This is a genomic window from Saccharospirillum alexandrii (assembly GCF_043641555.1).
Taxonomy (GTDB): domain Bacteria; phylum Pseudomonadota; class Gammaproteobacteria; order Pseudomonadales; family Natronospirillaceae; genus Saccharospirillum; species Saccharospirillum alexandrii_A.
In genome coordinates this window covers 235,673-262,228 of sequence record NZ_JBHZRJ010000004.1, presented here as the reverse complement: position 1 = coordinate 262,228, position 26,556 = coordinate 235,673, and the positions used below count along the sequence as shown (strand labels likewise).

The 26,556-nt window shown below is 57.4% G+C and carries 27 protein-coding genes; 12 read left to right on the top strand and 15 right to left on the bottom strand.

All coding sequences use genetic code 11. The features are described 5' to 3' along the window. Positions 1-37 precede the first annotated feature (37 nt). Positions 38-595 (top strand): GNAT family N-acetyltransferase, encoded by a 558-nt coding sequence (locus tag ACHUE7_RS15695; RefSeq protein ID WP_394170828.1) that lies wholly within the window; start codon positions 38-40, stop codon positions 593-595. A 15-nt stretch (positions 596-610) separates the two neighbouring features. Here the strand turns inward: ACHUE7_RS15695 and ACHUE7_RS15690 are convergent, their stop codons facing one another. Next, positions 611-1,162, bottom strand: a complete 552-nt coding sequence (locus ACHUE7_RS15690; RefSeq protein ID WP_348475003.1) for a MarR family winged helix-turn-helix transcriptional regulator — start codon at positions 1,160-1,162, stop codon at positions 611-613. 238 nt (positions 1,163-1,400) lie between these two features. On the opposite strand from ACHUE7_RS15690, the gene ectA reads away from it, so the two are divergent. The 5 genes from ectA (at position 1,401) to ACHUE7_RS15665 (ending at position 6,287) form a co-directional block, all read left to right on the top strand. After that, on the top strand, positions 1,401-1,886 hold the full coding sequence (ectA, locus tag ACHUE7_RS15685; RefSeq protein WP_394170827.1) for a diaminobutyrate acetyltransferase: 486 nt from the start codon (positions 1,401-1,403) through the stop codon (positions 1,884-1,886). An 87-nt stretch (positions 1,887-1,973) separates the two neighbouring features. Then, positions 1,974-3,251 (top strand): diaminobutyrate--2-oxoglutarate transaminase, encoded by a 1,278-nt coding sequence (ectB, locus tag ACHUE7_RS15680; protein WP_394170826.1) that lies wholly within the window; start codon positions 1,974-1,976, stop codon positions 3,249-3,251. A 72-nt stretch (positions 3,252-3,323) separates the two neighbouring features. Then, positions 3,324-3,722 carry an ectoine synthase gene (locus ACHUE7_RS15675; RefSeq protein WP_394170825.1) on the top strand — a complete coding sequence of 133 codons (399 nt, stop codon included), beginning with the start codon at positions 3,324-3,326 and terminating at the stop codon, positions 3,720-3,722. 232 nt (positions 3,723-3,954) lie between these two features. Next, positions 3,955-5,391, top strand: coding sequence for an aspartate kinase (locus ACHUE7_RS15670; protein WP_213678948.1), 1,437 nt, complete (start codon positions 3,955-3,957; stop codon positions 5,389-5,391). Next, a complete protein-coding gene (locus ACHUE7_RS15665) occupies positions 5,379-6,287 on the top strand; it encodes a tetratricopeptide repeat protein (RefSeq protein ID WP_394170824.1) in 909 nt (302 codons plus the stop codon). The genes ACHUE7_RS15670 and ACHUE7_RS15665 overlap by 13 nt, the downstream gene beginning before the upstream one ends. Here the strand turns inward: ACHUE7_RS15665 and ACHUE7_RS15660 are convergent. Next, on the bottom strand, positions 6,284-7,240 hold the full coding sequence (locus tag ACHUE7_RS15660) for a GGDEF domain-containing protein (RefSeq protein ID WP_394170823.1): 957 nt from the start codon (positions 7,238-7,240) through the stop codon (positions 6,284-6,286). The two genes, ACHUE7_RS15665 and ACHUE7_RS15660, sit on opposite strands and share 4 nt — an antisense overlap. A gap of 337 nt (positions 7,241-7,577) precedes the next feature. Here ACHUE7_RS15660 and ACHUE7_RS15655 point away from each other — a divergent pair, with 337 nt between their 5' ends. After that, the gene (locus ACHUE7_RS15655) at positions 7,578-8,549 is read left to right on the top strand and encodes a porin (protein WP_394170822.1); all 972 of its coding nucleotides are present in this window, start codon (positions 7,578-7,580) and stop codon (positions 8,547-8,549) included. A gap of 72 nt (positions 8,550-8,621) precedes the next feature. Here the strand turns inward: ACHUE7_RS15655 and slmA are convergent, their stop codons facing one another. From slmA to coaBC, 5 genes are all read right to left on the bottom strand, one after another. After that, positions 8,622-9,221 carry a nucleoid occlusion factor SlmA gene (gene slmA, locus ACHUE7_RS15650; RefSeq protein WP_213678952.1) on the bottom strand — a complete coding sequence of 200 codons (600 nt, stop codon included), beginning with the start codon at positions 9,219-9,221 and terminating at the stop codon, positions 8,622-8,624. Then, complete coding sequence (gene argB / locus ACHUE7_RS15645; RefSeq protein WP_394170821.1) at positions 9,218-10,150, bottom strand: acetylglutamate kinase; 933 nt, start codon at positions 10,148-10,150, stop codon at positions 9,218-9,220. Before argB ends, slmA begins: the two co-directional genes overlap by 4 nt. Before the next feature lie 155 nt (positions 10,151-10,305). Continuing rightward, entirely contained in the window at positions 10,306-12,885 is a 2,580-nt protein-coding gene (locus ACHUE7_RS15640; RefSeq protein WP_394170820.1) for a phosphomannomutase/phosphoglucomutase, read from the bottom strand. Positions 12,886-13,034: 149 nt separating this feature from the next. Further along, on the bottom strand, positions 13,035-13,493 hold the full coding sequence (gene dut / locus ACHUE7_RS15635) for a dUTP diphosphatase (RefSeq protein WP_394170819.1): 459 nt from the start codon (positions 13,491-13,493) through the stop codon (positions 13,035-13,037). 44 nt (positions 13,494-13,537) lie between these two features. Then, the gene (coaBC, locus tag ACHUE7_RS15630) at positions 13,538-14,734 is read right to left on the bottom strand and encodes a bifunctional phosphopantothenoylcysteine decarboxylase/phosphopantothenate--cysteine ligase CoaBC (protein ID WP_394171074.1); all 1,197 of its coding nucleotides are present in this window, start codon (positions 14,732-14,734) and stop codon (positions 13,538-13,540) included. A 157-nt stretch (positions 14,735-14,891) separates the two neighbouring features. On the opposite strand from coaBC, the gene radC reads away from it, so the two are divergent. From radC to rpmG, 3 genes are all read left to right on the top strand, one after another. Then, positions 14,892-15,566 carry a RadC family protein gene (gene radC, locus ACHUE7_RS15625; protein ID WP_394170818.1) on the top strand — a complete coding sequence of 225 codons (675 nt, stop codon included), beginning with the start codon at positions 14,892-14,894 and terminating at the stop codon, positions 15,564-15,566. Positions 15,567-16,032: 466 nt separating this feature from the next. Continuing rightward, on the top strand, positions 16,033-16,269 hold the full coding sequence (rpmB, locus tag ACHUE7_RS15620; protein WP_028670254.1) for a 50S ribosomal protein L28: 237 nt from the start codon (positions 16,033-16,035) through the stop codon (positions 16,267-16,269). Positions 16,270-16,280: 11 nt separating this feature from the next. Then, on the top strand, positions 16,281-16,436 hold the full coding sequence (rpmG, locus tag ACHUE7_RS15615) for a 50S ribosomal protein L33 (RefSeq protein WP_127558971.1): 156 nt from the start codon (positions 16,281-16,283) through the stop codon (positions 16,434-16,436). 77 nt (positions 16,437-16,513) lie between these two features. On the opposite strand, the gene ACHUE7_RS15610 is transcribed toward rpmG, so the two are convergent. Continuing rightward, a complete protein-coding gene (locus tag ACHUE7_RS15610; RefSeq protein WP_213678956.1) occupies positions 16,514-17,080 on the bottom strand; it encodes an ATP-dependent Clp protease proteolytic subunit in 567 nt (188 codons plus the stop codon). Positions 17,081-17,373: 293 nt separating this feature from the next. Then, positions 17,374-19,275 (bottom strand): ABC-F family ATP-binding cassette domain-containing protein, encoded by a 1,902-nt coding sequence (locus ACHUE7_RS15605; protein WP_394170817.1) that lies wholly within the window; start codon positions 19,273-19,275, stop codon positions 17,374-17,376. Between the two features lie 69 nt (positions 19,276-19,344). On the opposite strand from ACHUE7_RS15605, the gene ACHUE7_RS15600 reads away from it, so the two are divergent. After that, positions 19,345-19,821: a DUF2390 domain-containing protein gene (locus tag ACHUE7_RS15600; RefSeq protein ID WP_394170816.1), complete on the top strand. Its 477-nt coding sequence runs from the start codon at positions 19,345-19,347 to the stop codon at positions 19,819-19,821. Between the two features lie 75 nt (positions 19,822-19,896). Here the strand turns inward: ACHUE7_RS15600 and ACHUE7_RS15595 are convergent, their stop codons facing one another. From ACHUE7_RS15595 to rsd, 4 genes are all read right to left on the bottom strand, one after another. Next, a complete protein-coding gene (locus ACHUE7_RS15595) occupies positions 19,897-21,024 on the bottom strand; it encodes a hypothetical protein (protein ID WP_394170815.1) in 1,128 nt (375 codons plus the stop codon). A gap of 287 nt (positions 21,025-21,311) precedes the next feature. Further along, the gene (locus ACHUE7_RS15590) at positions 21,312-22,019 is read right to left on the bottom strand and encodes a ParA family protein (RefSeq protein ID WP_127558963.1); all 708 of its coding nucleotides are present in this window, start codon (positions 22,017-22,019) and stop codon (positions 21,312-21,314) included. Between the two features lie 168 nt (positions 22,020-22,187). Next, the gene (locus tag ACHUE7_RS15585) at positions 22,188-23,195 is read right to left on the bottom strand and encodes a WD40 repeat domain-containing protein (protein ID WP_394170814.1); all 1,008 of its coding nucleotides are present in this window, start codon (positions 23,193-23,195) and stop codon (positions 22,188-22,190) included. Between the two features lie 44 nt (positions 23,196-23,239). Further along, positions 23,240-23,704, bottom strand: coding sequence for a sigma D regulator (gene rsd / locus ACHUE7_RS15580; RefSeq protein WP_394170813.1), 465 nt, complete (start codon positions 23,702-23,704; stop codon positions 23,240-23,242). 410 nt (positions 23,705-24,114) lie between these two features. Between rsd and ACHUE7_RS15575 the strand changes: the two genes are divergently transcribed. Continuing rightward, positions 24,115-24,543, top strand: coding sequence for a flagellar basal body-associated FliL family protein (locus ACHUE7_RS15575; RefSeq protein ID WP_394170812.1), 429 nt, complete (start codon positions 24,115-24,117; stop codon positions 24,541-24,543). A gap of 71 nt (positions 24,544-24,614) precedes the next feature. Here the strand turns inward: ACHUE7_RS15575 and rmf are convergent, their stop codons facing one another. Next, entirely contained in the window at positions 24,615-24,821 is a 207-nt protein-coding gene (gene rmf / locus ACHUE7_RS15570) for a ribosome modulation factor (RefSeq protein WP_348475027.1), read from the bottom strand. Between the two features lie 156 nt (positions 24,822-24,977). Next, positions 24,978-26,528 (bottom strand): glutamate--cysteine ligase, encoded by a 1,551-nt coding sequence (gene gshA / locus ACHUE7_RS15565; protein ID WP_394170811.1) that lies wholly within the window; start codon positions 26,526-26,528, stop codon positions 24,978-24,980. Positions 26,529-26,556: the final 28 nt, after the last annotated feature.

Below are 26,556 nucleotides of genomic sequence, written 5' to 3'. Positions count from 1 at the left end.
CACGATGCCGTCTTGTGCAGCACGGGAGCCCCTGGTCATGAAACTGGACACCGAACGCTTTCGGTTAAACCGCTACAACCCAGAAACCGACTTGCTGGAACATCAGGCGATGTATCAGTCAGAGGCCGTGCGCCTGCCCCTGGGCTGGATCGACCCGCCAGACCTGGGCCTGATGACCCGACTCTACGTTGATCGTGCCGAACGCTGGGAGGCTCATACCCCGGGCTCCGGCACCTTTACCATCCGCTGGAAAGACAGCGGCCGACTGGCGGGCATCATCCTGCTCAAGGCGCTGCCGTTTGGTGACGACTCTTTTTCGGAACATATCGAAATTGGCTGGCACCTGGCGGAGCCGGACTGGGGCAAGGGTGTGGCAACTGAAGCGGCCAGCAAGGTTATGGCGTACGGATTCGAGCAATTGGAACTGCCCGCGGTGTGGGCAATCGCAACGACGGATAATTATCGCTCTCACCGGGTGATGGAGCGTATCGGGCTGCGTTTTACCGAAGAAACGGACCGATATTACGGTGAAACCGGGGTACTTTATGGAATGCTTCGGGAGGAGTACTACAGCGCCGACAGCGAACCCGCCTAACGGGATATCAGGGACTTAACGTCCCTGGGTGCCCGTCAGGTGGTGCGTCACATCGCCCACATACAGCACAGGCGACGCGTCAATATCGGACGCCTGCATCAACTCAGCCAGCTTTTGAACGCTCGACAGCAACATGGTCTGTTCCCACTCCGGCAACTGATCGAACTTCTCGACGAAGCTCTCCTGTAACGGGCTGGGAGCGTCTTCCACGACCTTATTGCCTTCCTCGGTCAGTTGCGCGTGCACCCGGCGCCGATCGACCTCACTGCGTACCCGCCGCACCAGATCCCGCTTTTCAAGTCGATCCAGAATGGTCGTTACGGTGGCCTGGCTGAGGTTCACGTCCTTGGCGACGGTACCTATGGTGACATCGCCAAGCTTGCTGATAGCCATCAGTATCAGTAACTGGGGAGAGGTCAGCCCGCTGTGCTTGCTTAACTGCTTCGAATGAATGTCTGTAGCGCGAATAATTCGGCGCAATGACACCAGTACTTCATCCACTCGTTTCATTGTCTGGTCCTTTACCCACGGTGTTTGGTCGCCCATCAGGGCCAGATTATATCGCATGATAAAAGGTTCGTCCTCTAATGAAACAATTTCGAGACGCTATATAGATTAGCCTTTTTACCCATTCCATCACAAGTTAAATTTTAGAAAGCGAAAGGTTTCACAAAACGATGTCGCCATCATGCTTGATCTTTAGGGCAGTAACTGTGTTAAAATGATTCGCATACTAAAGATTAGATACATAATTAACGTTCAGCCCGGCCCGCTGAGGGTCGCCAAACGAGGTGAACAACTGACGATGAGCATCACATTGAGAACACCCCGGTCCGACGAAGGTCTGGCCGTTCATCGGCTGGTAGAGCAAAGCCCGCCGCTGGACACCAATTCGCTGTACTGCAACCTGTTGCAGACCACGCATTTCGGCGAAACCGCCGTGGCAGCGGAGCTGGACGGGGAACTGGTAGGGTTTGTTTCTGGCTATATAAAGCCGGGCAATCCGGATACCTACTTTTTGTGGCAGGTTGTGGTCGGTGAAGCAGCACGCGGCAAGGGTCTGGCCAAGAAAATGATTCAGCACCTGATGGCGCGCGACTCGATGCACACCGTCAACTGGCTCGAAACCACCATAACCCCGGACAACGAACCCTCGCAGCGGTTGTTCAAGTCATTGGCCCGGGAATGGGAAGCCGAGCTGGACGTCAGCGTCCTGTTCGACAAAGAGCAGCATTTTGGTGGCAAGCACGAATCCGAAGAGCTGTATCGCATTGGGCCCATCCGTCGCTGAGACACGCGGCCTGGTGCAGCTTCGAAACCTTTATTGAAACGTTTAGTTAACTAACCCTTTTTGAATTCACAGCATTGGAGACACAACATGGATATTTTTAACCAGGTTGAATCACAAGTTCGTTCGTACTGCCGGTCATTCCCCACCGTATTCACCACGGCCAAGAATGCTCGCCTGACCAACCGCGACGGCCAGTCCTACATCGATTTTCTGGCGGGCGCCGGCACCTTGAACTATGGCCACAACAACGATCTGCTGAAAAAACCGCTGATCGACTACATAGCCAGCGATGGCGTAACCCACGGTCTCGATATGTACACCGATGCCAAAGAGCGCTTCCTGCAAGCGTTTAAGGACATCATCATGGAGCCGCGTGGCATGAACTATAAGGTACAGTTCACCGGCCCAACCGGCACCAACGCGGTTGAAGTGGCGTTGAAAATTGCCCGTAAGGCCAAAGGGCGTGCCGGCATTGTTTCGTTCACCAACGGCTATCATGGATGCACCCTGGGTGCCCAGGCGGTAACGGGTAACAAAGGCCAGCGTGGCGGTGCCGGTGTATCGCTGGGCGATGTGACGCGCATCCCTTATGACAACTACGGCCATGAGGGCGATGACTTCATGGGCCTGAAATTACTCGACCAGATGCTGACTGACCCGGGCAGCGGCGTTGAAGTACCCGCTGCCGTTATCGTAGAAACCGTTCAGGGCGAAGGTGGTCTGAACGCCGCTCGCATGGACTGGCTGCAGGAGCTGGAAAGCCTGTGCCGCAAGCACGACATGCTGTTTATTATTGATGATATTCAGGCGGGTTGTGGCCGCACCGGTACCTTCTTCAGCTTTGAACCGGCGGGTGTGAAGCCAGACATCGTTACCCTGTCCAAATCACTGTCGGGTTATGGCCTGCCATTTGCGGTGACCCTGATGCGTCCGGAACTGGACCAGTGGGAACCCGGTGAACACAACGGTACCTTCCGTGGCAACAACCTGGCCTTTGTCACCGCCCGGGTCGCGCTGGAAGAGTACTGGAAAGACAACGCCTTCGAAGGCGAAATTGCCAAGCGTGCCGACATCCTTGAGAAACGCTTCACCGACATCATTAAGCGTTTCGGTGGATCTGAGATGCACCTGAAAGGCCGTGGCATGATGCGCGGTATCGCGGTCGCCGATGGTGATATTGCCGGTGCGATCTGCAAAGAGGCCTTCGCCAATGGCCTGATCGTTGAAACCAGCGGTCCCTGGGATGAAGTCGTTAAATGCCTGTGTCCGCTGACCATTCCGCTGGACGATCTGAACAAGGGCATCGACATTCTCGAGTCGGCTTTTGCCAAGGTATTGCCGGAAGCTAGCGCGAAAGCCAGCTGAGTCAGCGCTACCCCCTCATTTGTTGCGGAAACACTGGCCTGCCCCATGGGCAGGCCCAAAGGAGAATTGTCAATGATTGTACGTACCCTTGAAGAATGCCGAAAATCCGACCGCCGTGTCGCCAGTGATACCTGGGAAAGCGTGCGCATGTCGCTGAAAGATGATGGCATGGGGTTCTCATTCCACATCACCACCATTTATGCCAACACCGAAACTCCGATTCATTACAAGAATCACCTGGAGTCGGTGTACTGCATTTCCGGTGAAGGGTCGATTCTCGATAAGGCCACCGGCATCGAACATGACATCAAGCCGGGAACGATCTACATTCTCGACAAGCATGATGATCACATTCTGAAGGCCACAAAAGAACTGCAGCTGGCCTGTGCCTTCAACCCGCCGTTGAATGGCAAGGAAACTCACGGCCCGGACGGTGCCTACCCGCTGGAAGCGGACGCCGTTACTGACTGAGGCGCAATAATCGAGAAGCCTGCCGACGAGCAGGCTTCCAAGACCGTTTTCGAGCACTGGGTGTAAGCAATCAGTGCCCGAAGTCGGTTTTTTGGTCGATCTAGGTCAGTTTTATTAGAGCGCTGCTGTCAGCGCGCAATCAATACAGTGTAATCAGAGTCAGCCAGACCAGCCGCGGCAGGACATGCCGCATGCAGACCGGTCCGGTGAGAGCTCAGGAGGTTTTAGGTTAATGGCACAGCATACTGTCGAGAAAATCGGTGGGACATCGATGAACGACTACGTCGCAGTGCGCGATAATATTGTACAAATCCACCGCGACCCGGAAACGCTCTACCAGCGCATCTTTGTGGTATCGGCCTACGGCGGTATTACCAACTTGCTGCTCGAGCACAAAAAGAGCAAGGAACCCGGTGTCTACGCCCTGTTCGCCAACGATGACTCCGACTGGGAGTGGAGCGAACGCCTGACCGATGCGGCCAAGGCGATGCGTGAAGTGAATGCCCGCATGTTTGAAATGCCGCACTCGCGCAAACAGGCCGACCAGTTTATTACCGAACGCATGGAAGGCATTCGCAGTTGCCTGCTCGACCTGCAGCGAGTCTGTTCATTCGGTCATTTCCAGATTGAAGAGCACCTGGCCACCGTGCGCGAAATGCTGGCCGGTGTTGGCGAGGCGCACAGTGCCTTTAACACCGCCCTGCTGCTGCAGGCCGAAGGCATCAACGCCCGCTTTGTCGACCTGACTGGCTGGCGTGAGCCGGACAACCTGATGATGGATGAGAAAATCCACAAGACCTTCAGCCGCTTTGACCTGAGCCAGGAAATGCCGATCGTGACTGGCTACACCCAGTGCAAAGAAGGCCTGATGAAGACTTTTGACCGGGGTTACAGCGAGATTACCTTCAGCAAGGTCGCCGAACTGACCGACGCCCGTGAAGCGGTGATCCACAAGGAATACCACCTGTCGACGGCAGACCCGAAAGTCGTCGGTGCCGACAAGGTCATGCCCATCGGTCGTACCAACTACGACGTGGCTGACCAGCTGTCGCTGATCGGGATGGAAGCGATTCACCCGAAAGCGGCCAAAGGCTTGCGCCAGAAAGGCATTGCCTTGCGAGTCAAGAACACCTTTGAGCCGGATCACGACGGTACGCTGATCACCAACGATTACCGCAGTGAAAAGCCGTGCGTCGAAATCGTAGCTGGCAAACCGCATATTTTTGCACTGGATGTGTTCGATCAGGATATGGTCGGCGAACCGAATCAGTTCTTGGAGATCCAGAAGCTGGTGCAGGATTTCGAAGTGCCGATGCTGGCCAAAGAACACAACGCCAACACCGTTACCATGTATCTCGATACTGGCCTGAAGGTGATCAAGCGCATCAAATCGCGCCTGGAACGCTACTACCCAGGGGCGGACATTTCCAGCCGCAAGATCTCCATGGTCTCGGTCATAGGCAGTGACATGAACGTGCCGGGCATTCTGGCGCGCATCAGTCAGTCGCTGGCGGAATCCAATATCAGCGTGCTGGCGATTCATCAGGGCATGCGACAGGTAGACATTCGTCTTGTTGTCGAGGACGATCAGTATGAGGCGGCACTGAAGCTGCTGCACGAGACACTGATCGAACCGAACAAACAGGACAAAAGCCAATGCGTAGCCTGACTGGGCTAATTCCCTTGCTCATCATCTCAGTGCTGGCCCTGCCAGCCTGGGGTGAACCCGCTGACCGGCTGCCCTCGGCAGCCGATACCTACTCTGAAGACGACGTCGTTGAAGCCATCGAAGACCTCGACGAAGCCATGTACAACCCCTTTATCGAACGCTACCTGCTGGATGAAGTCCGCCAGCTGCGACTCGATATGGCCAATTTCCGGGTCGAGTACTCCGACAAGCTGAACGCCAAGCAGTTGGAGCTGGCCACCCAGTCGGTCACCTACTCCATCGATACCGTCACCTACTTCTTTTACCTGATTGCCGGGGTTACCTCACTGCTGGTCGTGGTCGGCTACGCCAACATTCGCGACATCAAGGAAAAGGCCCACACCTATGCGGACCGCGAAGTCTCCAAGCTGGTAGCCTCCTACGAGAAACGGCTGAAAGCGCTGGAGCGTAACCTGAAGCAGAAGTCGCAGGTAATCGAGGAAAACCGGGAAGAAATTGAAAAGACCAACGAGATTCATTCGTTGTGGCTGCGCGCCAGCCAGGAAACCAACCCGCACAGCAAGATCCAGATCTACGATCAGATTCTGACCTTGCGCCCGTTCGACACCGAGGCCCTGACCTACAAGGCTGACGCGGCGCTGGAAATCGATGAAACCAAATGGGCGATCAACCTCAGCCAGCAAGCCCTCGACATCGACCCGGACCACGCCCACGCCTATTATCAAATGGCCTGTGCTTATGCTCAGAGCGATGAGCCGACGGTAGCGATGGAGTTTCTGGAGAAGGCGATTAACCTGACACCGTCGTATCGCGACGAGGCTAAGACCGACGATTCGTTCAAGGGTCTGCGTCGTAATGCAGAGTTCAAGGCACTGACGACTGACTCGGCGGTCTAAAGATCTCCGCACACCTGGTTACGGCCGGCGTATTTGGCCATGGCCAGGCGCTGGTCGGTCTTGAACACAAGCTGCTCGAGCGACAAGCCCGGTTGCCATTCAATCACCCCGGCACTCAGCGTCAGAGAACGTTTGATGCCCGGCACCCGGGTTTCGCTGAAACGCTGACGCAGGCGGTCGAGCGTGCTGATGCCCGCGTCGATGCCGGTTTCCGGCATCAGCACCATAAACTCTTCCTCGCCGTAACGGGCGCTGATGTCGGCGTCACGCAGTTCTTCCTGAATCAGTTCGCCCAGGGTATGGAGCACGGTGTCGGCTACGGCATGACCATAGGTGTCGTTCACGCCTTTGAAGTGATCGAGGTCGATCAGCGCGATGCAGAACCGGGAGCGGTAGCGTTTGGCGAGGGCATTCAACTGGCCGAGCTCATCGAGAATGTAGCGCCGGTTGAACAGGCCGGTTAGCGAATCCCTCGTGCGGGCCTGCTCCAGCGCCTGCTGCTGTTGCACCACATCTTGCTGCAATCGCTGTTCAGCGCTGACGTCCTGAATAACGACCAGCACCTGCGCATCGGCCATCAGGGTGACGGGAATGGCGTTCAGACGCAGCCAGTGGCGTTCTCCGTCGCGGCGCACCGTTTGAATGGTCGACAGCGGGCGGTCTTCCTGCAGTGCCCGCGTCAGTATGCAGTCGTGCCCGTCCGGGTCGGCATCGCTGTCGACTTCAAACAAATCGCCCGGCTGGGGCATTGGGTCTCCGGGCCGGGGCACAAAGCCGAAGAGGGTTTCAGCCAGCTGATTATGCGACAGAACCCTTAACTGGCCATCCAGCAGCAGGAAGCCGCTCTGGGTAGCGTCGAACACTTCGGTGTAGTGATGCACCAGGGTACTGAGGAACTGCGTGCGCTGGTCGGCATGAGGAAGTTGTTGATAGTGACTGATCCAGTTATCCATAGCAGCAGTTCAAGGTCGGAAGCGTAACGACAGTATAGCTAAATCAACAGATTTCGCTGCTTTGACCTGCCTCTCAGAATCGGTCACTCTCAATGGGTATGCTGAACAGGCTATCTCGACTTGACCCTCAGGCTACTCGATATTCGGTGGCGGGTATTCGCGCCGACTACCGGGTAGCCCTGTTCAGGGTCGGCGTGAACCCATCCGTGGGGCCTGGACCGCAGCGTCCTTGCTGCGGACCACCCTGCACAGGGCTACCCGGCAGACGGCACTTGTTAACGTTATCACTTTCAACTGGGTATTCCAGAGCGTAGCAATCAACAGATAAGGAGTCTTTATGAAAGCTTTGTGGACAGTCCCGGTTCTGGCGTTGGGTGTGGCCTCCACTACCCAGGCCGCAACCACAATTTATGGGTCGGCGAATGCCAATACCTATGTGAATAACAACGATGACGGCACCAGTCTGGGCATTGATGGTGGCTTGTCCCACTTTGGGTTTCGTGGTGACACCGAAATAGATTCGTCGATCACGGCGGTCTTCGATGCCCGGCTGTATGCCGATATCGTTGAAGCTGGTGCACCCCAGGCCTTGCGCGGCCATGTGGGGCTGGAAGGTGATTTCGGCACGGTGCGTCTCTTTGGCGGCCCGACACCGCTGACCAAGACCCAGTCTTATCTGAACCTGATGGATGAAGACCCCATCAATTTTTCAAATATCCTGGGCGATGGCGTGCAGGCACCGGGTGCTGACTTGCCCACGGGCGCCAAGTTCAAAGGCTACAACACCGGCATTAACTTCACCAGCGCCGACCTGGGCAATGGCCTGAGTTTCGATGGCGCGGTGCTGCCCGCCCAGAACCCCAATGGTGAGACGGGCATCTCACTGGCGGCAACCATGGCCCAGCAGGCGTTCAGTGTGTCCGGTGCGTTTGAAGTCAACGGTGCCAATACCAACACTCAGCTGTTTCGCCTGGTGGGTGAGTACTATTTGAACGAAATCACAGTGGGTGGCTTGCTGCAATTTGCCGGTAACGGGGATCAGGATCTCAACGGCACCAGTTTTGTCGGTTTCGCTGAACTGCCGCTGGACATCACCCGCTGGCAGAATCGGCTGCGTTTAACGGGTGGGTATTCCGCTCAGGAAAACGATGCTGAAACCATTGAGGAAACGCAGTTGATGTTTGCCGGCATGCATGAAATCCGGTTCTCGAACCAAGTGAGTGCCTACAACTTTGCCGAGGTGTTTCTGCCGGAAGAAAGCGAGGGAAATACGACGCGGTTTGGAACCGGGTTACGGATTCGGTTTTAGAGCGAGCAGTTAATAGTGTGACGTGAGCGCAATATAAGCGTCAGGTGCCAGTGGCACCTGACGCGATCTGGCCTATTTGAAAATTGCCTGGGTCAGCACTCGCCACTGGGCATCCCAGTCCTGGGTGGGATTACGCTTGAACTCGCTGCGTACGAACTGGTTGATGCGCCCTTCGGCAACGCTTAGTAACAGGTTGGCGGTCTGAGTGGCGGTCATTTCGGTGCGCAGCCCTTCGCGCAATTCGGCTTCGCGCAGTATCTGCTTGATCTGGGTTTCCAGCCGGTCGAATACCTGGGCGACGCGTGACCGCAGTCGCTCCACTTCGCCTGCCAGGGCATCGCCGATCAGAATGCGGCACATGCCCGGGTTGCGTTCGGCGAAATGCAGCAGCAGGGTTAGCACGGCTTCGCATTGGGCCACGGCCCGGCTTTCTTCCTGCAAAATTCGGCTAACGCGGGAAAACAGCGTCTCTTCAATGAACTCAATCAGCCCTTCGAACATCTTTGCCTTGCTTGGAAAGTGGCGATACAGTGCCGCTTCCGAAACACCGACGGCCTTGGCCAGGCGGGCAGTGGTGATGGTTTTGCCCGGGCTGCTTTCCAGCATGTGGGCCAGCGCCTGCAGAATCTGATCGCGACGCGACAAGCCTTCCTGGGTGTTACTTTCGGTCATGAGGGTTCCATCTGCGTCTGGTCGAGAATGTCGGCGTTGTTGGTGATCAGCGTGCCGACGCCCTCGTTCGAAAAGATTTCCAGCAACGTTGCGTGCGCTACCCGGCCGTCGATGATGTGTGCGCTGGTCACGCCGTTGTGAATCGCCTCCAGGGCGCACTGAATTTTCGGCAGCATGCCGCCGTAAATGGTGCCGTCCGCGATCAGTGCATCCACCTGCTCGGTGCTCAGGCCAGTCAGAACCTGGCCTTCCTTGTTCTGCAGGCCACTGATGTTGGTCAGCAGTATCAGTTTTTCGGCACCCAGCACTTCGGCCAGCTTGCCGGCAACGAGGTCGGCATTGATGTTGTAGGACGCCCCGTCTTTACCGACGCCAATGGGGGCGACGACGGGAATGTAGCCGCCTTCGGTCATCAGTTCGATCAGGCGGGTATCGACTTTATCCACCTCCCCGACGTGGCCGATGTCGATGATCTCCGACGTATCGAGATCCGGCGTCTTGCGCGTGACCTTAAGCTTGCGGGCCTGAATGGTGTGTCCGTCTTTGCCGGTAATACCAAAGGCCTTGCCGCCCGCCTGGTTGATCAGGTTAACAATGTCTTTGTTGACCAGGCCACCGAGCACCATTTCCACCACATCCATGGTCTCGCTGGTGGTGACGCGCATGCCATTGACGAACTTGCTCTCGATATTCAGCTTGGTCAGCAACTCGCCAATTTGCGGGCCGCCGCCGTGCACCACCACCGGGTTAATGCCCACGGTTTTGAGCAAAACGATGTCACGGGCAAAGCTGGCTTTGAGTACGTCATCGACCATGGCGTTGCCGCCGTACTTGATGACGACGGTGGCGCCCTGAAACTTCTGCAGGTACGGCAGGGCTTCGTGCAGGACGTTCACAAAGTTCAGGGCGGTTTTACGATCGAGCGGCATGATATGACCTACTAATGACTGTCTGCGCGGTGATGACCGGAAAATGAAACCTGTCCGGTATGGGGTGTGCCCGGCGTGGCAATAGCAGCCAGCCCGGCCCGGAAGGTTAGCGCCGGGCTACCTGAGGTGCCCGGCGCTTTCCAGAAAACGCCGCATTAAAAGGGAATCTGTAACTGGCTGTCAACGGCTTGCAGCTGGGAGCGGAAGGCATCCTGAATGCGAGACATCGCCTGGTCAGTGTCGGCTTCGAACCGGCATACCAGTTTGGGCGAGGTGTTGGAGGCGCGCACCAGGCCCCAGCCATCGGGGAAATCGACGCGCAAACCATCGATGTCGGTGATGCGTCCGCCTGGAAAGGCGGCATTGCGCTGCAGTTGCTCGACGATGCGGAACTTGCGGTCGTCGGGCGCGGAGATGTTCATTTCCGGGGTGTTGATGTCTTCCGGGAAACTGCCGAACAATGCGTCCAGGCTGTCGCTGCGGGTGGAGATGATCTCCAGCAGGCGGCAAGCCGTGTAGAGTGCATCGTCAAAACCGTACCAGCGTTCCTTGTAGAAGATGTGACCGCTCATCTCACCAGCGAGCAGCGCATCGACTTCTTTCATCTTGCGTTTGATGTGCGAGTGTCCGGTTTTCCACATCAGCGGCTTGCCGCCGTAGCCGACAATCAGCCCCTGCAAGCGCCGGCTGCATTTGACGTCATAAATTACGGTCGCGCCCGGGTTGCGGGTAATCATGTCCTTGGCCAGCAACATCAGCAGGCGGTCGGCCGGAATGATCTTGCCCGAATTGGTGACCAGCCCAATGCGATCACCGTCGCCATCGAAGGCCAGGCCGATGTCGGCCCGTGTTTCGATGACCGTGCGTGCCAGGTCTTGCAGGTTTTTCGGATCGCTCGGGTCCGGATGGTGGTTCGGGAAGTTGCCATCGACGTCGCAATACAGGGGCAGGACATGGCAACCGAGTGATTTGATCAGTTTGGGCGCGATGTTACCAGCCACTCCGTTGCCGCAGTCGATGACCACTTTCAGCGGCCGTGAAACCTTCACGTCTTCGGTGACCCGATTGATGTAGCTGGGAGTGATCTCGCTGCTGGTGCTGCTGCCGTTGCCGCTGTGGAAGCGTTCTTCCTCTATGCGCCGGTGCAGATTCAGAATTTCGTCGGTCGACAGGGTGTTGCCCGCCAGTACGATCTTGAAACCGTTGTAATTGCTGGGGTTATGGCTGCCGGTCACCATCACGCAGGAAGGCGTGCCCAGGGTATGGGTGGCGTAATAGGCCAGAGGTGTGGGCACCACCCCGATATCGATGACATCGCGACCGCTGGCGGTTAGCCCGGCGATCAGGGCTTTGCTCAGTTCCGGGCTCGACAGGCGACCGTCGCGCGCCACCACCACAGTTTGTTCGCCGCGGTCCAGCGCTTCGCTGCCAATGGCCAGGCCGATCTTGCGGGCGATGTCGCTGTCGAGGGTTTCGCCCATAATGCCGCGAATGTCATAAGCCCGGAAAATCTCGGCAGATACCGGCGAGCTGTGGCCCATTTGCATCGGTGCCGGAGAATCCATACCCAGCAGGTCGTCGTCGCTTTCCAGCATGCTGACGTCGAAGTCGTCATCAGCTTCTTCCGCCACGGGTACCGGCGGCGGGGTCTGACTATACGGCTGACCGCCCTGTGACACCATGGCCGCTGTGCTGGGACGGGTACCTTTGCCCATGCGCATGCGGTTAACGCTTTTGGCCAGCGAGTTGAACAGGCCCAGCCGGTAGGGTTGAGTGTCGACCGACTGATTGCTCAGCACCCGCTGAATAAAACGGGCAAACAGATTCGCATCGTGCCGCATGGCGGCCTGCAACCGGCTGGCGGCGATCAGCATTGAGGCAAGCGCGATGATGAAAATCAACCCAAAGGTGGCCCAGAGGTTGGTGGCGGCAAAGACCGTCGATTGCGCCAGCTCGTCCGAGGGCTGGAAGGTCAGTGTCCAGTTCGGGTTGTCCGAACGCAGGGTGCGCACCGGGTTGGAGGTTTTTACGCCGTACGTCAGAAGAGTTTGCTGACTACTGCCCTGAAATTGCTGCACCACCACGACGTTGCCCTGAGTGCTGTCGATACCGTTCAGTGATTCCTCCAGAAAGGCCATGTCCTGGCTGACACTGAGGGTGCCGATCAGGGTGCCCGTTGCATTGCGCACCGCGATGACTGAATGCAAGTAAGGTTCACCGTTGAGCTGGTGGGCTTCCCAGGGCAGGTTCTGGCCCTGCTCGGTGCGTCTGATCATGTCCATGCCGGCGAACGCCAGCGGCGGCATGGCATTGGGTTGCTGGGCTGCCTGGCCGAGCGGGAACAGATGCACCGCAAGACCGTAGGGTAAGTTGTTGACCAGACGAGCTTCGGCGTTATCGAGTTCGGCCCGGCTGGCGTTTTGTATCAGGTCGACCAGTTGGTCGCCACTGGCCAGGCGCTGCATCAGTGTGCGGTGCTGGTTCAGAACATTATTAAAGTAGGCTTCGTATTGTTCACCTACCTGACTGATCAGTTGTTGCTGGTGGGTTTCGTTAACCGGGCCAATGGCCTGGTTGATGACCCACCAGGCCGAAGCCCCGATCGACAGGGCAATGGCCAGCATCGGCACCATCAGATAGGTGAACACACTGCGGTTGGCCGCATTGCCTGTGGTGCTCTGAGTCGACTTCTCACTGGCCTTGGGTTTGTTCTTCTTGTTGCCGAGTAACGCCACAGACAATTCCTTAAAAGAGGATGGTTGAATACATCGTGCTGCTGAGCAACTGGCCTATCCGCGCACTGGCGGGTGCAGTGATTGCTCACTTCATTCAGCTACTTTAGCCCAAGCTCAGTGACAGGTTAAGCCTTGTTGAACAATTCCGACTAATGTCGACCGGTGTGACCAAAACCACCGGCGCCCCGGTCGGTTTCCTCGAAGCTTTCAACCCACTGAAAATCGGCCTGTACGACCGGTACCAGCACCAGTTGGGCGATGCGTTCGCCAGGCTCGATGGTGAACTCGGTGTTGCCCCGGTTCCAGCATGACACCATCAGCTCACCCTGGTAATCGCTGTCGATCAGGCCGACCAGATTGCCCAGCACGATGCCGTGCTTGTGGCCCAGACCCGAGCGCGGCAGGATCATGGCGGCGTAGGCCGGGTCTTCCACATAGATGGCGAGACCGGTACCGATCAATTCGGTTTGGCCGGGCTTGAGCGTCAGTGCCTCATCCAGACAGGCGCGCAGGTCGAGCCCGGCCGAGCCTTCGGTGCCGTAGTGTGGCAATGGCAGGGTGTCGCCCAGGCGGGCATCGAGTTTCTTGATCTTCAGCGGTTTCTTCATGGAGTGTCGAGGTTCCGGTGTTTGGGTTTAGTGGTCAGGTGTTGTCAGCTAATGGTCGCGATGATAAAGCGTGCCACCGCGCTTTTCGAGGCAGGCCCGAAGGCTTCGTGATGGTCGGCCCCGACCAGGAGTATCTCGTTCTGGTCGCTGCCGAAAGCGATGTCGGTGCGGGACACGTCGTTGGCCACAACCCAGTCGACCTGTTTGCGGGCGAGCTTGGCCCGGGCGTAGGCTTCCACGTCCTGAGTCTCTGCGGCGAAGGCGACCACACAGCCGGGCCGCTTGGCGTGGCTGGCCACCGTGGCGATGATGTCCGGGTTCTGGACCAGGTGCAGCGTCAACTGTTCTGAGCCCGGGGTCTTTTTCATTTTCTGGGTAGCCGTTTCCGCAGGTCGATAGTCGGCGACGGCAGCCGTACCGATAAACAGATCAACATCGCCCAATTCACCGAGTGCGGCCTGGTACATCTGCTGGGCGCTGATGACATCGATGCGATTGACCCGGTCGGGTGTCGGCAGGTGCACCGGCCCGGCAATCAGGGTGACCCGGGCACCGGCCTCGGCCGCCGCTTGCGCCAGTGCAAAGCCCATCTTGCCGCTGCTGTGATTGCTCAGGTAGCGTACCGGGTCCAGTGCTTCGCGGGTGGGGCCGGCGGTAATCACCACCCGCTTGCCAGTCAGGCTGCCGCGATGAAACAACCCGCCGGCGAGCTCAGCCAGATTATGAGGTTCGAGCATGCGGCCCGGGCCGACATCGCCACAGGCCTGCTGACCGGCATCGGGCCCGAACCAGGCGAGTGTCGGGTACAGCTGTTGCAACCGGGTGACATTGGCCTGGGTGGCGGCATTGAGCCACATTTTTTCGTTCATGGCCGGCGCCAGCGCACGCTGCGCCGTGGTTGCCAGCCAGAGGGTACTGAGCAGGTCGTGCCCCGAGCCCGCCACCAGGTGCGCAATGAAGTCGGCGGTGGCTGGCGCGATCAGCAACAAATCAGCCCAGCGTGCCAGTTCAATATGACCCATGCCCATTTCGGCGGCTTCATCGAGCAGGGAATGATGCACCGGGTGGCCGCTGAGCGCCTGGAGCGTAAGCGGCGTAATGAATTCCCGGGCCGCATTGGTCATCACCACCCGCACCTCGGCCTCAGCCCGTACCAGCTCGCGCACCAGTTCAGCGGCCTTGTAGGCTGCAATGCCACCGGTAATGCCGACAATGATGCGCTTGCCAGCCAGAGTCTCCAGGTTTGGGGTTTGCATGCTCGTGCTCTGCCACTCAAAATAGATGGCAAGAATACCATAAGGGATTGGTGTTCATCACAGCGGGGCGGGTGACAACACGGTTGGCATTTCAGCTTCGTGACCGGCAGACAAGGGTGTCTGCCCGAAAAAGGACGCAACCATGTCGATCAAGGACTGGCCGGCTTCAGACCGGCCACGGGAAAAACTGCTGCAACGTGGGGCCAGCGCCCTGACCGATGCAGAATTACTGGCTATCTTTCTGCGTACCGGCCTGCCCGGCGTCAGCGCGGTGGATCTGGCCCGCCAGCTACTGACCGACTACGGCAGCCTGGGCACCCTGCTGGCCGCAGACCAGGCCCGCTTTTGCCAGGGCAAGGGGCTGGGCTCGGCCAAGTTTGTGCAACTGCAGGCGGTGCTCGAAATGAGCCGGCGTTATTTGATGGATGACCTGAAAGCCTCGCCCTCACTCACCTCGCCGGCAGACACCCGCCACTATTTGCTGGCCCAGATGCGCGGCCTGCCGCACGAGGTATTCGCCTGCATCTGGCTCGATAACCAGCACCGGGTGCTGCAATACGAACCCCTGTTCACGGGCACCATCGACGGCGCGGCGGTGTATCCGCGTGAGGTGGTGCGCACGGCCCTGAAACACAATGCAGCGGCGGTGATTCTGGCGCATAACCACCCCAGTGGCGTCGCCGAACCCAGTCAGGCTGACCGGCAGATCACCGATCGGCTGGTGGAATCATTGCGCGCCATCGATGTTCGGGTACTGGATCATATGGTGGTGGGAGCCGGGGTGGTGGTCAGTTTTGCCGAACGGGGCTGGATATAGCATCTAAGTACTCAGGTGTCGGAGCTCGCACATAACGAGCGGCGGCTGCCGGTGGTCCCTCTGCGGGGGAGTCCGCAGCAGGGACTAAAACGCCGGGAGCGTTTTAGCATGAGCGGAGCGAGCCCGAAGGGTGACTCCCATGGATGGGAGTCATATCCTGCGGTCTAGGCTCTAGGGAAGGATTTACGCCGACCCCGCAGAGGGACCACCGGTAGCTGGCGCGGGCCATTGCCACTCAACTAACCCGACCTCCGAAACTTGTGTGTTTATAGTCGTTTCGATCATTTATTCGCCGCTTTCTCTTGAGCTTGCTGGCCTGTTCTGGTATAAATCGCGCCTCATTTTATCCGGGCCCCGGATTAAAAGTGCGGATCGGGGGCTAGAAGCGGCCGAACCAATACATGTCGGGGGGTCGATCGGTTTATGTTGAACCTCGGTGGCACCGAAGAATCGGAGGCGATTAATAATGTCCAGAGTTTGCCAAGTTACGGGAAAGCGTCCTGTAACCGGGAATAATGTTTCCCACTCACATGTCAAAACCAAGCGTCGGTTCCTGCCGAACCTGCACACTCACCGTTTTTGGGTTGAGGGTGAAAAGCGTTTTGTCAAACTGCGTGTCTCATCAAAGGGCATGCGCATCATCGACAAGAAGGGTATCGAGGCCGTACTGGCTGACGTTCGTGCCCGTGGCGACAAGATTTAAGGAGCCGAACCATGCGTGACAAGATCAAGTTGGTATCCAGCGCTGGCACTGGCTACTTCTACACCACAGACAAGAACAAGCGTAATACACCCGACAAACTGGAATTCAAAAAGTTTGATCCGGTGGTTCGCAAGCACGTCATGTTCAAAGAAGCCAAGATCAAGTAAGACTGGACTGGCGAGATTGAACGAAAAAAGCCCGGCACTGGCCGGGCTTTTTTGTGGCTATAAGAATGTGTCAGCTGTCAGCTTATTTCTTTCGACGAGCGAACGACCTGGCTGACAATACCGTACTCGATGGCTTCAGACGTGGTCAGCCAGCGATCGCGTTCGATGTCGGAGCGCACGCGTTCAATGGGTTGGCCGGTGGCATTGGCGATGATTTGTGCCAGACGCTCGCGCATGCGGATGATCTGTTCCGCCTGTATCGCGATGTCGCTGGCCTGGCCACCCACGCCGCCTGACGGCTGATGAATCAGAAAACGGGTGTTGGGCAGGCAATAGCGGTCTTCTTTATCGGCCGCCAGAAAAATGTGCGTGCCAGCGCTGGCGACGTAGCCGGTACCGATCACTTTGACCCGGGCATCGACGTACTGAATCATGTCGTGAATGGTGTCGCCGGCTTCAACATGGCCACCCTGGCTGTTGATGAACAAGTGGATGTCCTCGTCTGACTCATCGGCCATGGCCAGAAGCTGACCAATAACGCGCTTGGCCATGGACTGGTTGATCTCCTCGCAAATAACCAGCTTGCGGGATTTGATCAGTCGGTCAGCGACCGGGTCGAAACTGCGTTCTTCATCTTTTTTCATGGTGTTCTCCTAAAAGGTGTGTCCGTATTGCACGGCCTGTCCGGGTCATCAAAAAGCATCGGGTAGCGCTGAATTCGAATTCTAACCCCGGTCGATACTCAGTTTTATTCACATTCGGCCACTCAGCGGAGCTGCCCGGGCATCGCCGGCATTCTGGCCGGTTGTCAAACCCTAATGCCTTGATTTTAATAGCGTTTAAGGCGTTGATTCATTTTTCACCCTGAGCCGGAAGTGGCCACTGGCCGGGGCCTGGCGGCGTCTGCCCAAGGCTTGTCCAGAGACTTATCCACAGATTATGTGGACAGTTCAGCCGCTTCAATCTGCTCCGACAGGGTTAACCATTGCTGTTCCAGGTCATCGACCTTCTGGCGGCCATCAGCCTGTGCCTGAAGGGTTTTCTGCAAGGTGACTTTCTGTTCTTCCTGATACAAGGTGGTGTCGGCGAGCTGGGCTTCAAGCTCTGCCAGGTTAGCCTGGGCGGTTTCGAGATCGCTCTCGACCTTCTTCAGCTGTCGCAGCAGCGGTTTGAGGCGTTCTCTCTCGGCCGCTTTTTGCTGACGCAAGACCTTTTTATCGGCCGCTGATGATTCCTTGTCGCTGGCCGTTGAATGCCCCTGAAGTTTATCGGGTTGTTTCAGCAGGGTCTGGAAGTAGTCCTCAAGATCACCACTGTACTCCGTAACCCGGCCACCATTGACCCACCAGAACGTATCGGCCGTGTTGTTCAACAAATAGCGGTCGTGCGATACCAGCACCACGGCACCATCGTATTGCTGGAGTGCAAAGTTGAGCGAATCCCGCACTTCCAGATCGAGGTGGTTGGTCGGTTCGTCGAGCAACAGTACGTTCGGTTTTTGCCAGGCGATCAGTGCCAGGGCAACCCGGGCTTTTTCACCACCGGAAAACTGGCCGACCGGTTCATCGGCGCGCTCGCCGGCGAAACCAAAGCGGCCGATAAAATTGCGGAAGGTCTGCTCGCGCACCGTCGGGTCGAGCCTGCGCAAATGCTCCATGGGGCTGGCCTGGCTGTCGAGCGACTCCAACTGATGCTGTGCAAAATACCCAATGCGCAAATGCTGGCCGCGCACCATCTCGCCGCTCAGTGGCTGCAAGGTGCCCGCCAGCGCCTTGACCAGCGTAGACTTGCCGGCGCCGTTTAACCCAAGCAGACCGACGCGCATGCCCGGGTGCAGGGTCAGTTCAACCTGGCTGATGACGGTGCGGTCACCATAGCCGAGGCTGACTTCGCTGAGGCTGAGCAGCGGGTCGGAGACTTTGTCGTAGCAGGGAATGGACAGGTCGTAGCCATTGTCGACATGTGCAGGCGCCGTGAGTGTCATCTTTTCCAGCATTTTTACCCGGCTCTGCGCCTGCTTGGCCTTGGTAGCCTTGGCTTTGAACCGGTCGACAAAGGATTGAATTTCCGCAACCCGTGCCTGCTGTTTCTCATACTGCGCCTGTTGCAACCGCAGCCGTTCACTGCGTTGGCGTTCGAACTGACTGTAGTTGCCGCGATAGAGTGTCAGCTGCTGTTGTTCAAGGCTGAGCACCTGGGTAGCCACACCGTCCATGAAGTCCCGGTCGTGGGAAATCAGCAGCAGCGTTCCCGGGTAGCGTTGTAGCCAGCGTTCGAGCCAGTAACAGGTGTGCAGGTCGAGGTGGTTGGTGGGTTCGTCGAGCAGTAATAGATCGGCCGGTGACATCAGTGCCCGGGCAAGGTTCAGCCGAACTCGCCAACCGCCCGAGAAATCGGAGACAGGCCGGGAGAAGTCGGTGACGACAAAGCCCAGCCCCATCAGCAATTGTTCGGCTTGCGATTGTTTTTCGAAGGCCTTGTAGGTATCGAGCGCGCCAAGAGCATGGGCAACGCGGTCGTCATCTCCGGCGGCCTGGGCAGCCGCCAGTTCTGCTTCCAGCTCACGCAGGTGGCCATCGCCGTCCAATACAAAATCGAGTGCCTGGCGGTCGACGGCATCGACTTCCTGAGCCATGTGGGCGACGCGCCAGTTGGCGGGTACCCGGGCGGTGCCGCCATCGAGGCTCTGGTCGCCCTGAAGCACCTGGAACAAGGTGGACTTGCCGCTGCCATTGGCACCGATCACGGCAATGCGTTCGCCGGGGTACAGGGTGGCGGAGGCGTTTTCCAGCAACGGCTTGCCACCGCGCTGCAGTTGAACATTGGATAAGGTAATCATGGCGCGAAGTTTACCAATGCGCTGTGATACTGTCTCTGATTACCGCTGCCGTTCCAGATATTCAGCATCATGAATCAAACACCCGACAACACCAAGCCCGACAACGATCGATCGGCCGACCTCTGGTCCTTCGCAGTACGCTGTTATGCCATTGAACAAGACCATTTGCTGTCGCTGCAACAGAATGCCCGCTTGCACATCAACGATGCTCTGGCGGCCGCTTACGCCGTTACTAACCAGTTGGAGTTAAACACCCGCTGCTGGCAAGCCGTACAGGCGGGTCGTCCGCGACAGCTATTGCATCGGGTTCGTCGATATCGACTGGCTATGGAGCGGTCTGACCCGAAACGGGCCCGATTGCTGGAATGGGAGCTGACACTGGAGCGATGGGATCTGTCGCTGCTGGCAAGGTGCCTGGGTGGTGGGCAGTCAGATCAAAGGGATCATCGTCGAATCGTCACTCGGTTGAGTGAGCGCTGTGATTTGTCCGTCGATGCTGTGGAAGCGTTGCTGGGCAGATTACAGTTTAGTGGGCAGAGGGTTTAACCAGGCCTGGCATGCTGGTGGATGACCGGACACAGAGTGGACAACAAAAGTGCCCTCTCTGTGTCCGACTTTGCATCAGGCGTCTTTTTTCGGATCGAACAGGCTACGACCTTCATCAGACGGCACAGTGTTCACCAGCGGCTGCTTGGGTGCGGCCGGTTTTTCCGGTACGTTGTTGGCCGGGCTGCTTACGGCCGGTGCACTGGGCGCAGACGGCGCGGCTGAGGGAGCCGCTTGTGGTGCTGCCGGTGCGTTGGGTGCAGGCGCTTTAACCGGGGCTGCTTTTTTCGCCGGGGCTTTCTTGGCGGCCGTTGGCTTCTTGGTAGCGGCCTTCTTGGCTGTGGCTTTTTTCGGTGCCGCTTTCTTTGCGGTCGCTTTTGGGGTGGCGGCCTTTTTGGCGGCGGCTTTCTTGGGTGCTGCTTTCTTCGCCGGAGCTTTTTTGGCTACGGTTTTCTTGGCAGCGGCTTTCTTCGGTGCGGCCTTTTTAGGAGCGGCTTTGCGAGTGGTTGCCTTTTTGGCGGCGGCTTTCTTCACTGCTGTCTTTTTGGGTGCTGCACTGGCCGCTGGTTTCTTGGCAGTCGTTTTCTTGGCCGCCGCTTTCCTGGGCTTGGCTTTGGCTTTTTTGGCCTTGGCTTTGGCGGATTTGGCAGCCTTGACGGCGGCTTTCTTGGCAGCGATGGCCGCTTTCTTTTCTTCTGCCTTGCGGACTTTATCCAGCGCTTTGTTCAGAGCATCAGCCGCTTTTTTCTCATTGGCGGCTGCCACGTAGGCATCCTTGGCGGCGTCGAATTCCTGTTTCAGGTCGTCAGCGGCTGATTTGGCAGCCTGGTAGGTTGCCTTGGCCTTGGCCAACTGGCTTTTCGCTGCCTGGGTAGCGCTGCTTTTGGCGCGCAGAGCCGCTGCCTGCTGTTTGGCCTGGGCGGTGGCAACTTTCTTGCGCGCGGCATCGAATTTTTTCTTGAGCTGGTCGCGGGTTTTAGCGCTGTCTGCGACCGTTTTGTCGCGCATTTTTTCGAGTTCAACCTGGAGTTTGCCGATCTCTGTCTTCAGGACATCAACCGGTGAGGTCATTGCGGCAGACGAGGCCGTGCGTTTTGCAGCGGTCTTGCGCGTCGCCGGTGTTTTACGCGCGGGTGTTTTGCGTGCGGCAGTTTTTTTGGCGGTGCGTGTCTTTGGTGTCGCTTTCTTCTTGGCGGCGGCCATGAGTCTATCCCCTCAGTTGTTCTCAGTGTTCCCGATTTCTGGCAGAAGCGAGGTCGGTATTAATAACCGACAATTCGCTTCAATGTTGACTGGAAACGAACACCTGAAGCAGGCGCGTATCCGTCATTAATTTCTGCACTGTACTATTGTCAGCCACGATTGAAAATTCAAGCGTTGAAGTCGTTAAATATCGGGTTTTCGCGAAAAAAACACGATAAAAAGGAAGATAACGAAAGATTCGGGGTTTAACCGGCTGGTTGCAGGCAACGATTGGGTGGCAAGCCGGGTTAGCTGTCGATCCAGTCGATCAGTGCCTGCCAGTCGAGCAAGTCATTATTCTGGGCGTTATCCAGGTCGAAAAGGCCCAGACCGTACTCGGATGCGCGCACATAAAATTGGGTGTCGCGGAAGGTGGTGATGAAGGGTATTTTCAGGCTGCGCAGAAACAGTTCCAGCTTCGAATACACCAGGGTGTTCTTGCGCGCCCGGTTGGCGACTACGGCAACCCGCTTGGGCGAGGTTCGAAAGACCGGACACAGCAACAGGTCTTTGATGAACAGAGTCGTCGCCCGAATGTCGATGGGTGAAGGTGTGACCGGAATAATAATGATGTCGCACTCACGCACCAGTTCATTGAGCAGCGAGCCGGTCAGGCCTGAGGGGGTATCGATGATGACCTTGGAAGTATCTGGCGGGATGTTGCGCAAGTGAAATGAGCGTGTGACCTGGGCGTTGGCGTTGCGGTAGGCCGCAACACCGTGAATGCGGGCTCGGTCGGGCTGGCGCGACTGCAGCCATTGCGTAGCGGAGCCTTGTGGGTCGTAATCGATCAGCACGGCGGTTTCGTTGCGGTTGGCAAAAAGGCTCGACAGATTGGTCGCAATAGTGGTTTTGCCACTGCCGCCTTTGGCATTGGCGATTAACAGGCGAGTTGGCTGAGGGGCTGAAATAACCCGCGCTGTATTTTTGTTTTCATCCGAGGGATAAAACGACATCCTGTTACGCTACCCTACTGCTGATTAAACCATGCTCTGGTGTTTGAGTGGCCGCGGCCATATCAATGAGGTTCAAGTCATTGATTTCGGGAGAAAAGCTAACAACTCACCCGGTGTTGTTCGGGGTTTGAATTCAGTAGCAGGCCACCGCCATGCAACCGGCTGGGTTCAGAATGCGTAGAGGTAGCCGTCTGATCCCAGTGCCCATAGTCGTTCATTACGCCATCTCATATCAAGTACCGTGGCACTTTGGTAGGTGCTACTCCAGAAGCTGCCGATTTGCCACAGGCCCGTTCGCTCACCGGTTTCAACATTAAACTGCAGTATGCGACGCTGGGTGGTGCCGATCAATAACCGACCGGCCGACTCAAAGCGGGCGCTGTATACGCGAACGTCGCCGGTGGCCAGTTCAGTGATCTGTTCACCGGTTACCAGGTTCCAGAGCTGGGCGGTTTCATCGGCCGGGGCCAGCAACGCCAGGCGGGCATCGCCGGTCAGTTTGACCAGTTTGACCTGATTCGGCAGGGTGAAGGTTTGCAAGCGGCGGTTATCGGTCACGCTCCACAACCGGGCGGTCAGGTCTTCCGAACCGGTCAGCGCGATGCGGGCATCATCCGATAACGAGACGCTGATGACCGGCCCTTCGTGATCGAAGTTGCGCAACACCCCACCATTGATGGCATCAAACAACACCGCCTGATTGTTACTCAGCCCCAGCAGTGCGAGGCTGCCGTCGGCCGACAGGTCGACCGCCTGGATGCGGGCCGGAGCGGTCCAATACCACACCGGTTCACCCGTGCGAGTATTCCACAGCGCCAGGTTGTTGTAGTCGGCGGTCAGGGCACGCTGGCCATCGGCGGAGACATCGGTGTACAGCACTTCGGTGTAACGGTTCGGATCGTGGTTCCAGTTGAACTGACGAGCGGGCGGGTGCAACGACCAGAAACTGCCACCGTGATGAATGGAACCGACGACTGCGCCATTGGCATTGGGTGTCAGGGTGCCGTGGTAGGCACCCCGGGTCGCCAGTTCAAATTGATCGTCAGGGTTTTGCGGGAAGCAGCCGCCGAGCGCCAGAGCCAACAGTGCCGTTATTGTCAGCCTTCTTAGTGAGGCGGATGACAACGGCCGTAAGGGTCGGTGCCAGCCTTGGGTTCGAAGGGCAGACTCAGCCATGGCGGTCGCCCGGCTCAGTGGCGGTTGGGTCGTGCGGCAATCACTCAGGCGACCTGCTCTTTGTGAATGTTGTGCAGCCGCTCGATCATCTGATCTTCCATTTCAAAGCGCTCGGTCATGGCTTCACCCAGCCTGGACAGGTCGGCCGGCAGATCGCTGACATGCTGATTGGTGTGATCGCGGGTGTCGTATTTGTCGTTGAAATCGACAATGACCTGGGTCGTCGCCTCTACTCGGGGGTAGAGCTTGCGGGCCAGTTCGATGCCGCCGTCGTCGAATTCCCTGGCTTCGCGTACCAGTTGCTCGTAGATCTCGAAGTGACCGGCCGAGACGTAATCCATCAGCGATTCACAGAATGACTGCAACAGGGTGCTTTGCTGATCGGCTGCGGTATCCGAGGAAATATCGAAATAGCGAACCAGAGTTTCCTGGCGCTGGCCGAGCCAGCGGTCGATCATTTGGTGGGTTCCCCCCCACCGCTCCCGGGCTGTTTTGCAATTCTCGAGCATGGGTAACTCCATTCAACCGTAAGATGTTTAGCGGCAACAGCTCATCAATTGGCTCTGATAAACGAATGCCGGGTGCCGGGGCTCCCGACATCTGGCCACTTATGTCAGACCACAAACTATAGGCCAGCGGTGGATTCGGGACAACAACAGCCTGAGTAAAGCTCCCAGACACACCCACCCGGGTGGGCTGGGCATTTCCGTTAACACGGCGGACTCTTGAGTGTCTGGCTGACAGGGCTCAGTATTTTATACTGGCCTTAATGTTCCGGCTGTGCGGTCGATAGTGACAGTATTGGATTGATAAAACACAGGCCACCTACGGCTAGATAGCATTATGTCGACTGGGGTGGCTATACTGAGTTGCTACTGTGCCAGGCTGACCGGTCATCTGAATTCAGAAGGGGTGCTGTTTGTTGCCATTGAGCTACATTGTTAAACCTTTCCACCTGCTGTCGTTGGCGGTCACGCTGTGGTTTTGCCTGTCTCTGCCGGCCAGCGCGGAAGACGCCATCGCCACGGGGCCTACCTACGTTGAGCTGGAGCCGAGCTTTACCATTAATTACGGTGAAGGGTCGCGGTTGCGTTATTTGCAGGCCAGTATCAGTTTACTGGTACCCGACGGCACGGCCGCGCTCGAGGTGAGTACTCACTCCGATGCTATCCGGCATGAAATCATTATGCTGATCAGCGCACAGGACCGGGAAACACTGACCTCAACCACGGGCCGTTCGGAGCTGCAAGCGGAGTTGCTGGAGCAGATTCAGGGTTACATGGAACAGGAAACCGGCGCCCCTCAGGTTGACCAGGTGTTGTTTACGGCGTTTGTGATTCAGGGCTAGCGGGAGTCGCGTTGGAAAAAGCGGGTATAGCGTGGTGCCTTGCAGGCACAGGCAGGCGCGTCTGAGGCCGGTCAGGCGCGTTTGTTGGAAGACAGAAAGCTGGCATCGGCACTGGGCTTTACGCCTTTATGGCGCTGAAACCCATCATCCCAACCGGCTTCCCAGGCTGCGATCAGAACATCATTTTCATAGGGGGGTGAATCTGCCCCCTGGCCCGTCAGGCCCGTCATGTAGCCTTGTTGATAGGCTTTGTTCAGTGTTTCCAGCGTCCAGTGCATGGTTTCCAAAGACCCTGTCTCCCTGTGATCGATCCGAACATCATACGATGATCTGCTATCTTAACCGGAAGTTGGTTCACACTTTCAGCAATAAAGATTAAAAACGTGAACCAAGTCACACTACCTGGGTCGATTGGTTAACACTAAGAGCTTGAACTACTGCCGTAAATACGACGCCAGGAAGTCGTCGAAACTGCCCTGATCTGCTGCTTCTATCTGGCTTTGTTCGTCCAGGCTATGTCGCGCTGCGCTGGCAAGGGCTTGCTGATCGTCTGCCGCCAGGGTCTCGGGGGCGAGGCGCTGGCGATGTTGTTCTGCCAGTGCCAGTGCGGTCTGGCGGAATGACCCCTGTTGTTTGATCTGCTCCAGAAACCGGGCCGAGGGCGTCAGTGATACATCGTCTACCTTAGCCAGTTGCTTCGCCACGGCCTGCTGATAACGATCACCGCCCAGCAAGGCATCCATTTCTACCGCAAGCTCAGACAGAGAGCGCAATACCTTGTGCCCCTGCTCCTTCAGCCGTACTGACTCGCCCTGAATGTTCAGCTTCAACTCGGGGTCGCGACCAAAAGCCGCGACATTGAGGTTGTTCTCGCGCAGCTTGAAGCACTCTTCCTTGGGAACCAGGCCGTTATCCTGGACCAGGCACCAGAACAGGAAGAGGTCGACAAACACCATGCGGTCGGTATCGACACCCAGGGGGGTGAAGGGGTCGATATCGAGGCACCGCACTTCAATGTATTCCACGCCGCGCTCGTTCAGCGCGCGAATGGGTTTTTCACCGCTGCGCGCCACTCGCTTCGGGCGCAGGTCGCTGTAATATTCGTTTTCGATTTGCAGCACATTGGCGCTGATTTGCCGGTAATCGTCCCCGACCTTGGTACCCAGCGTCTGATACGCCGGATAGGGAGTGTGAATGGCATCGGTGAGGGTTTCGGAATAGGTTTGCAGGCTGTTGAAGCACACATATAAGCTGCTCTGGGCGTTATTGGAGTAGCCCATGTCGCTCATGCGCAGCGTCGTGGCGTACGGTGAGTACAGGGTGTCGTCGCCCAGTGGCAGCAATTCGGTATGCCCCTTGTGACCAAAGCTGCGGTCGATGGCCGGTGAAGCCCCGAACAGATAGAGCAGCAACCAGGAGTGGCGCCGAAAGCCGCGAATCAGGCCAAAATATTCTTCGTTGATAAAGCGTTGCAGGTCGCCTTCCCAGCCTGACCGTTGCGCCCAGTCCTGCCAGAACTCGGTGGGCATCGACCAGTTGTAATGCACCCCGGCGATGGTCTGCATGACCCGGCCATAACGGTGCCACAGGCCATGGCGATAGACGGTTTTCAACCGGCCAACGTGGCTGCTGCCATACTGGGCTATGGGGATCTCGGTTTCAGCCGGTAACGCTGAGGGCATGCTCGAAGGCCACAGCTGCTCGTTGGGTAACTGGGTGTAGGTGAACCGGTGCAGACGGGCCAGTTCATCCAGGGCGGCTTCGGGCCGGTTATGAACTGAGGTAATAAACTCGAGCAGGGACTCCGAGTAATCGGTGGTGATCGACGGATGCGTCAATGCAGACCCCAGGCCTTTCGGGTGCGGCGTCTGCGCCAGGTGCCCTTCACCGTCGACGCGCAGGGTTTCCCGTTCGATCCCGCGATTAAAGCGCAACCAGTCGGGGTTCAGATCGGCCAAATGGCCCAGGCGAGTCAGCGTTGGCAAAGAAACATCCTCAAAAAACAGTCACGGT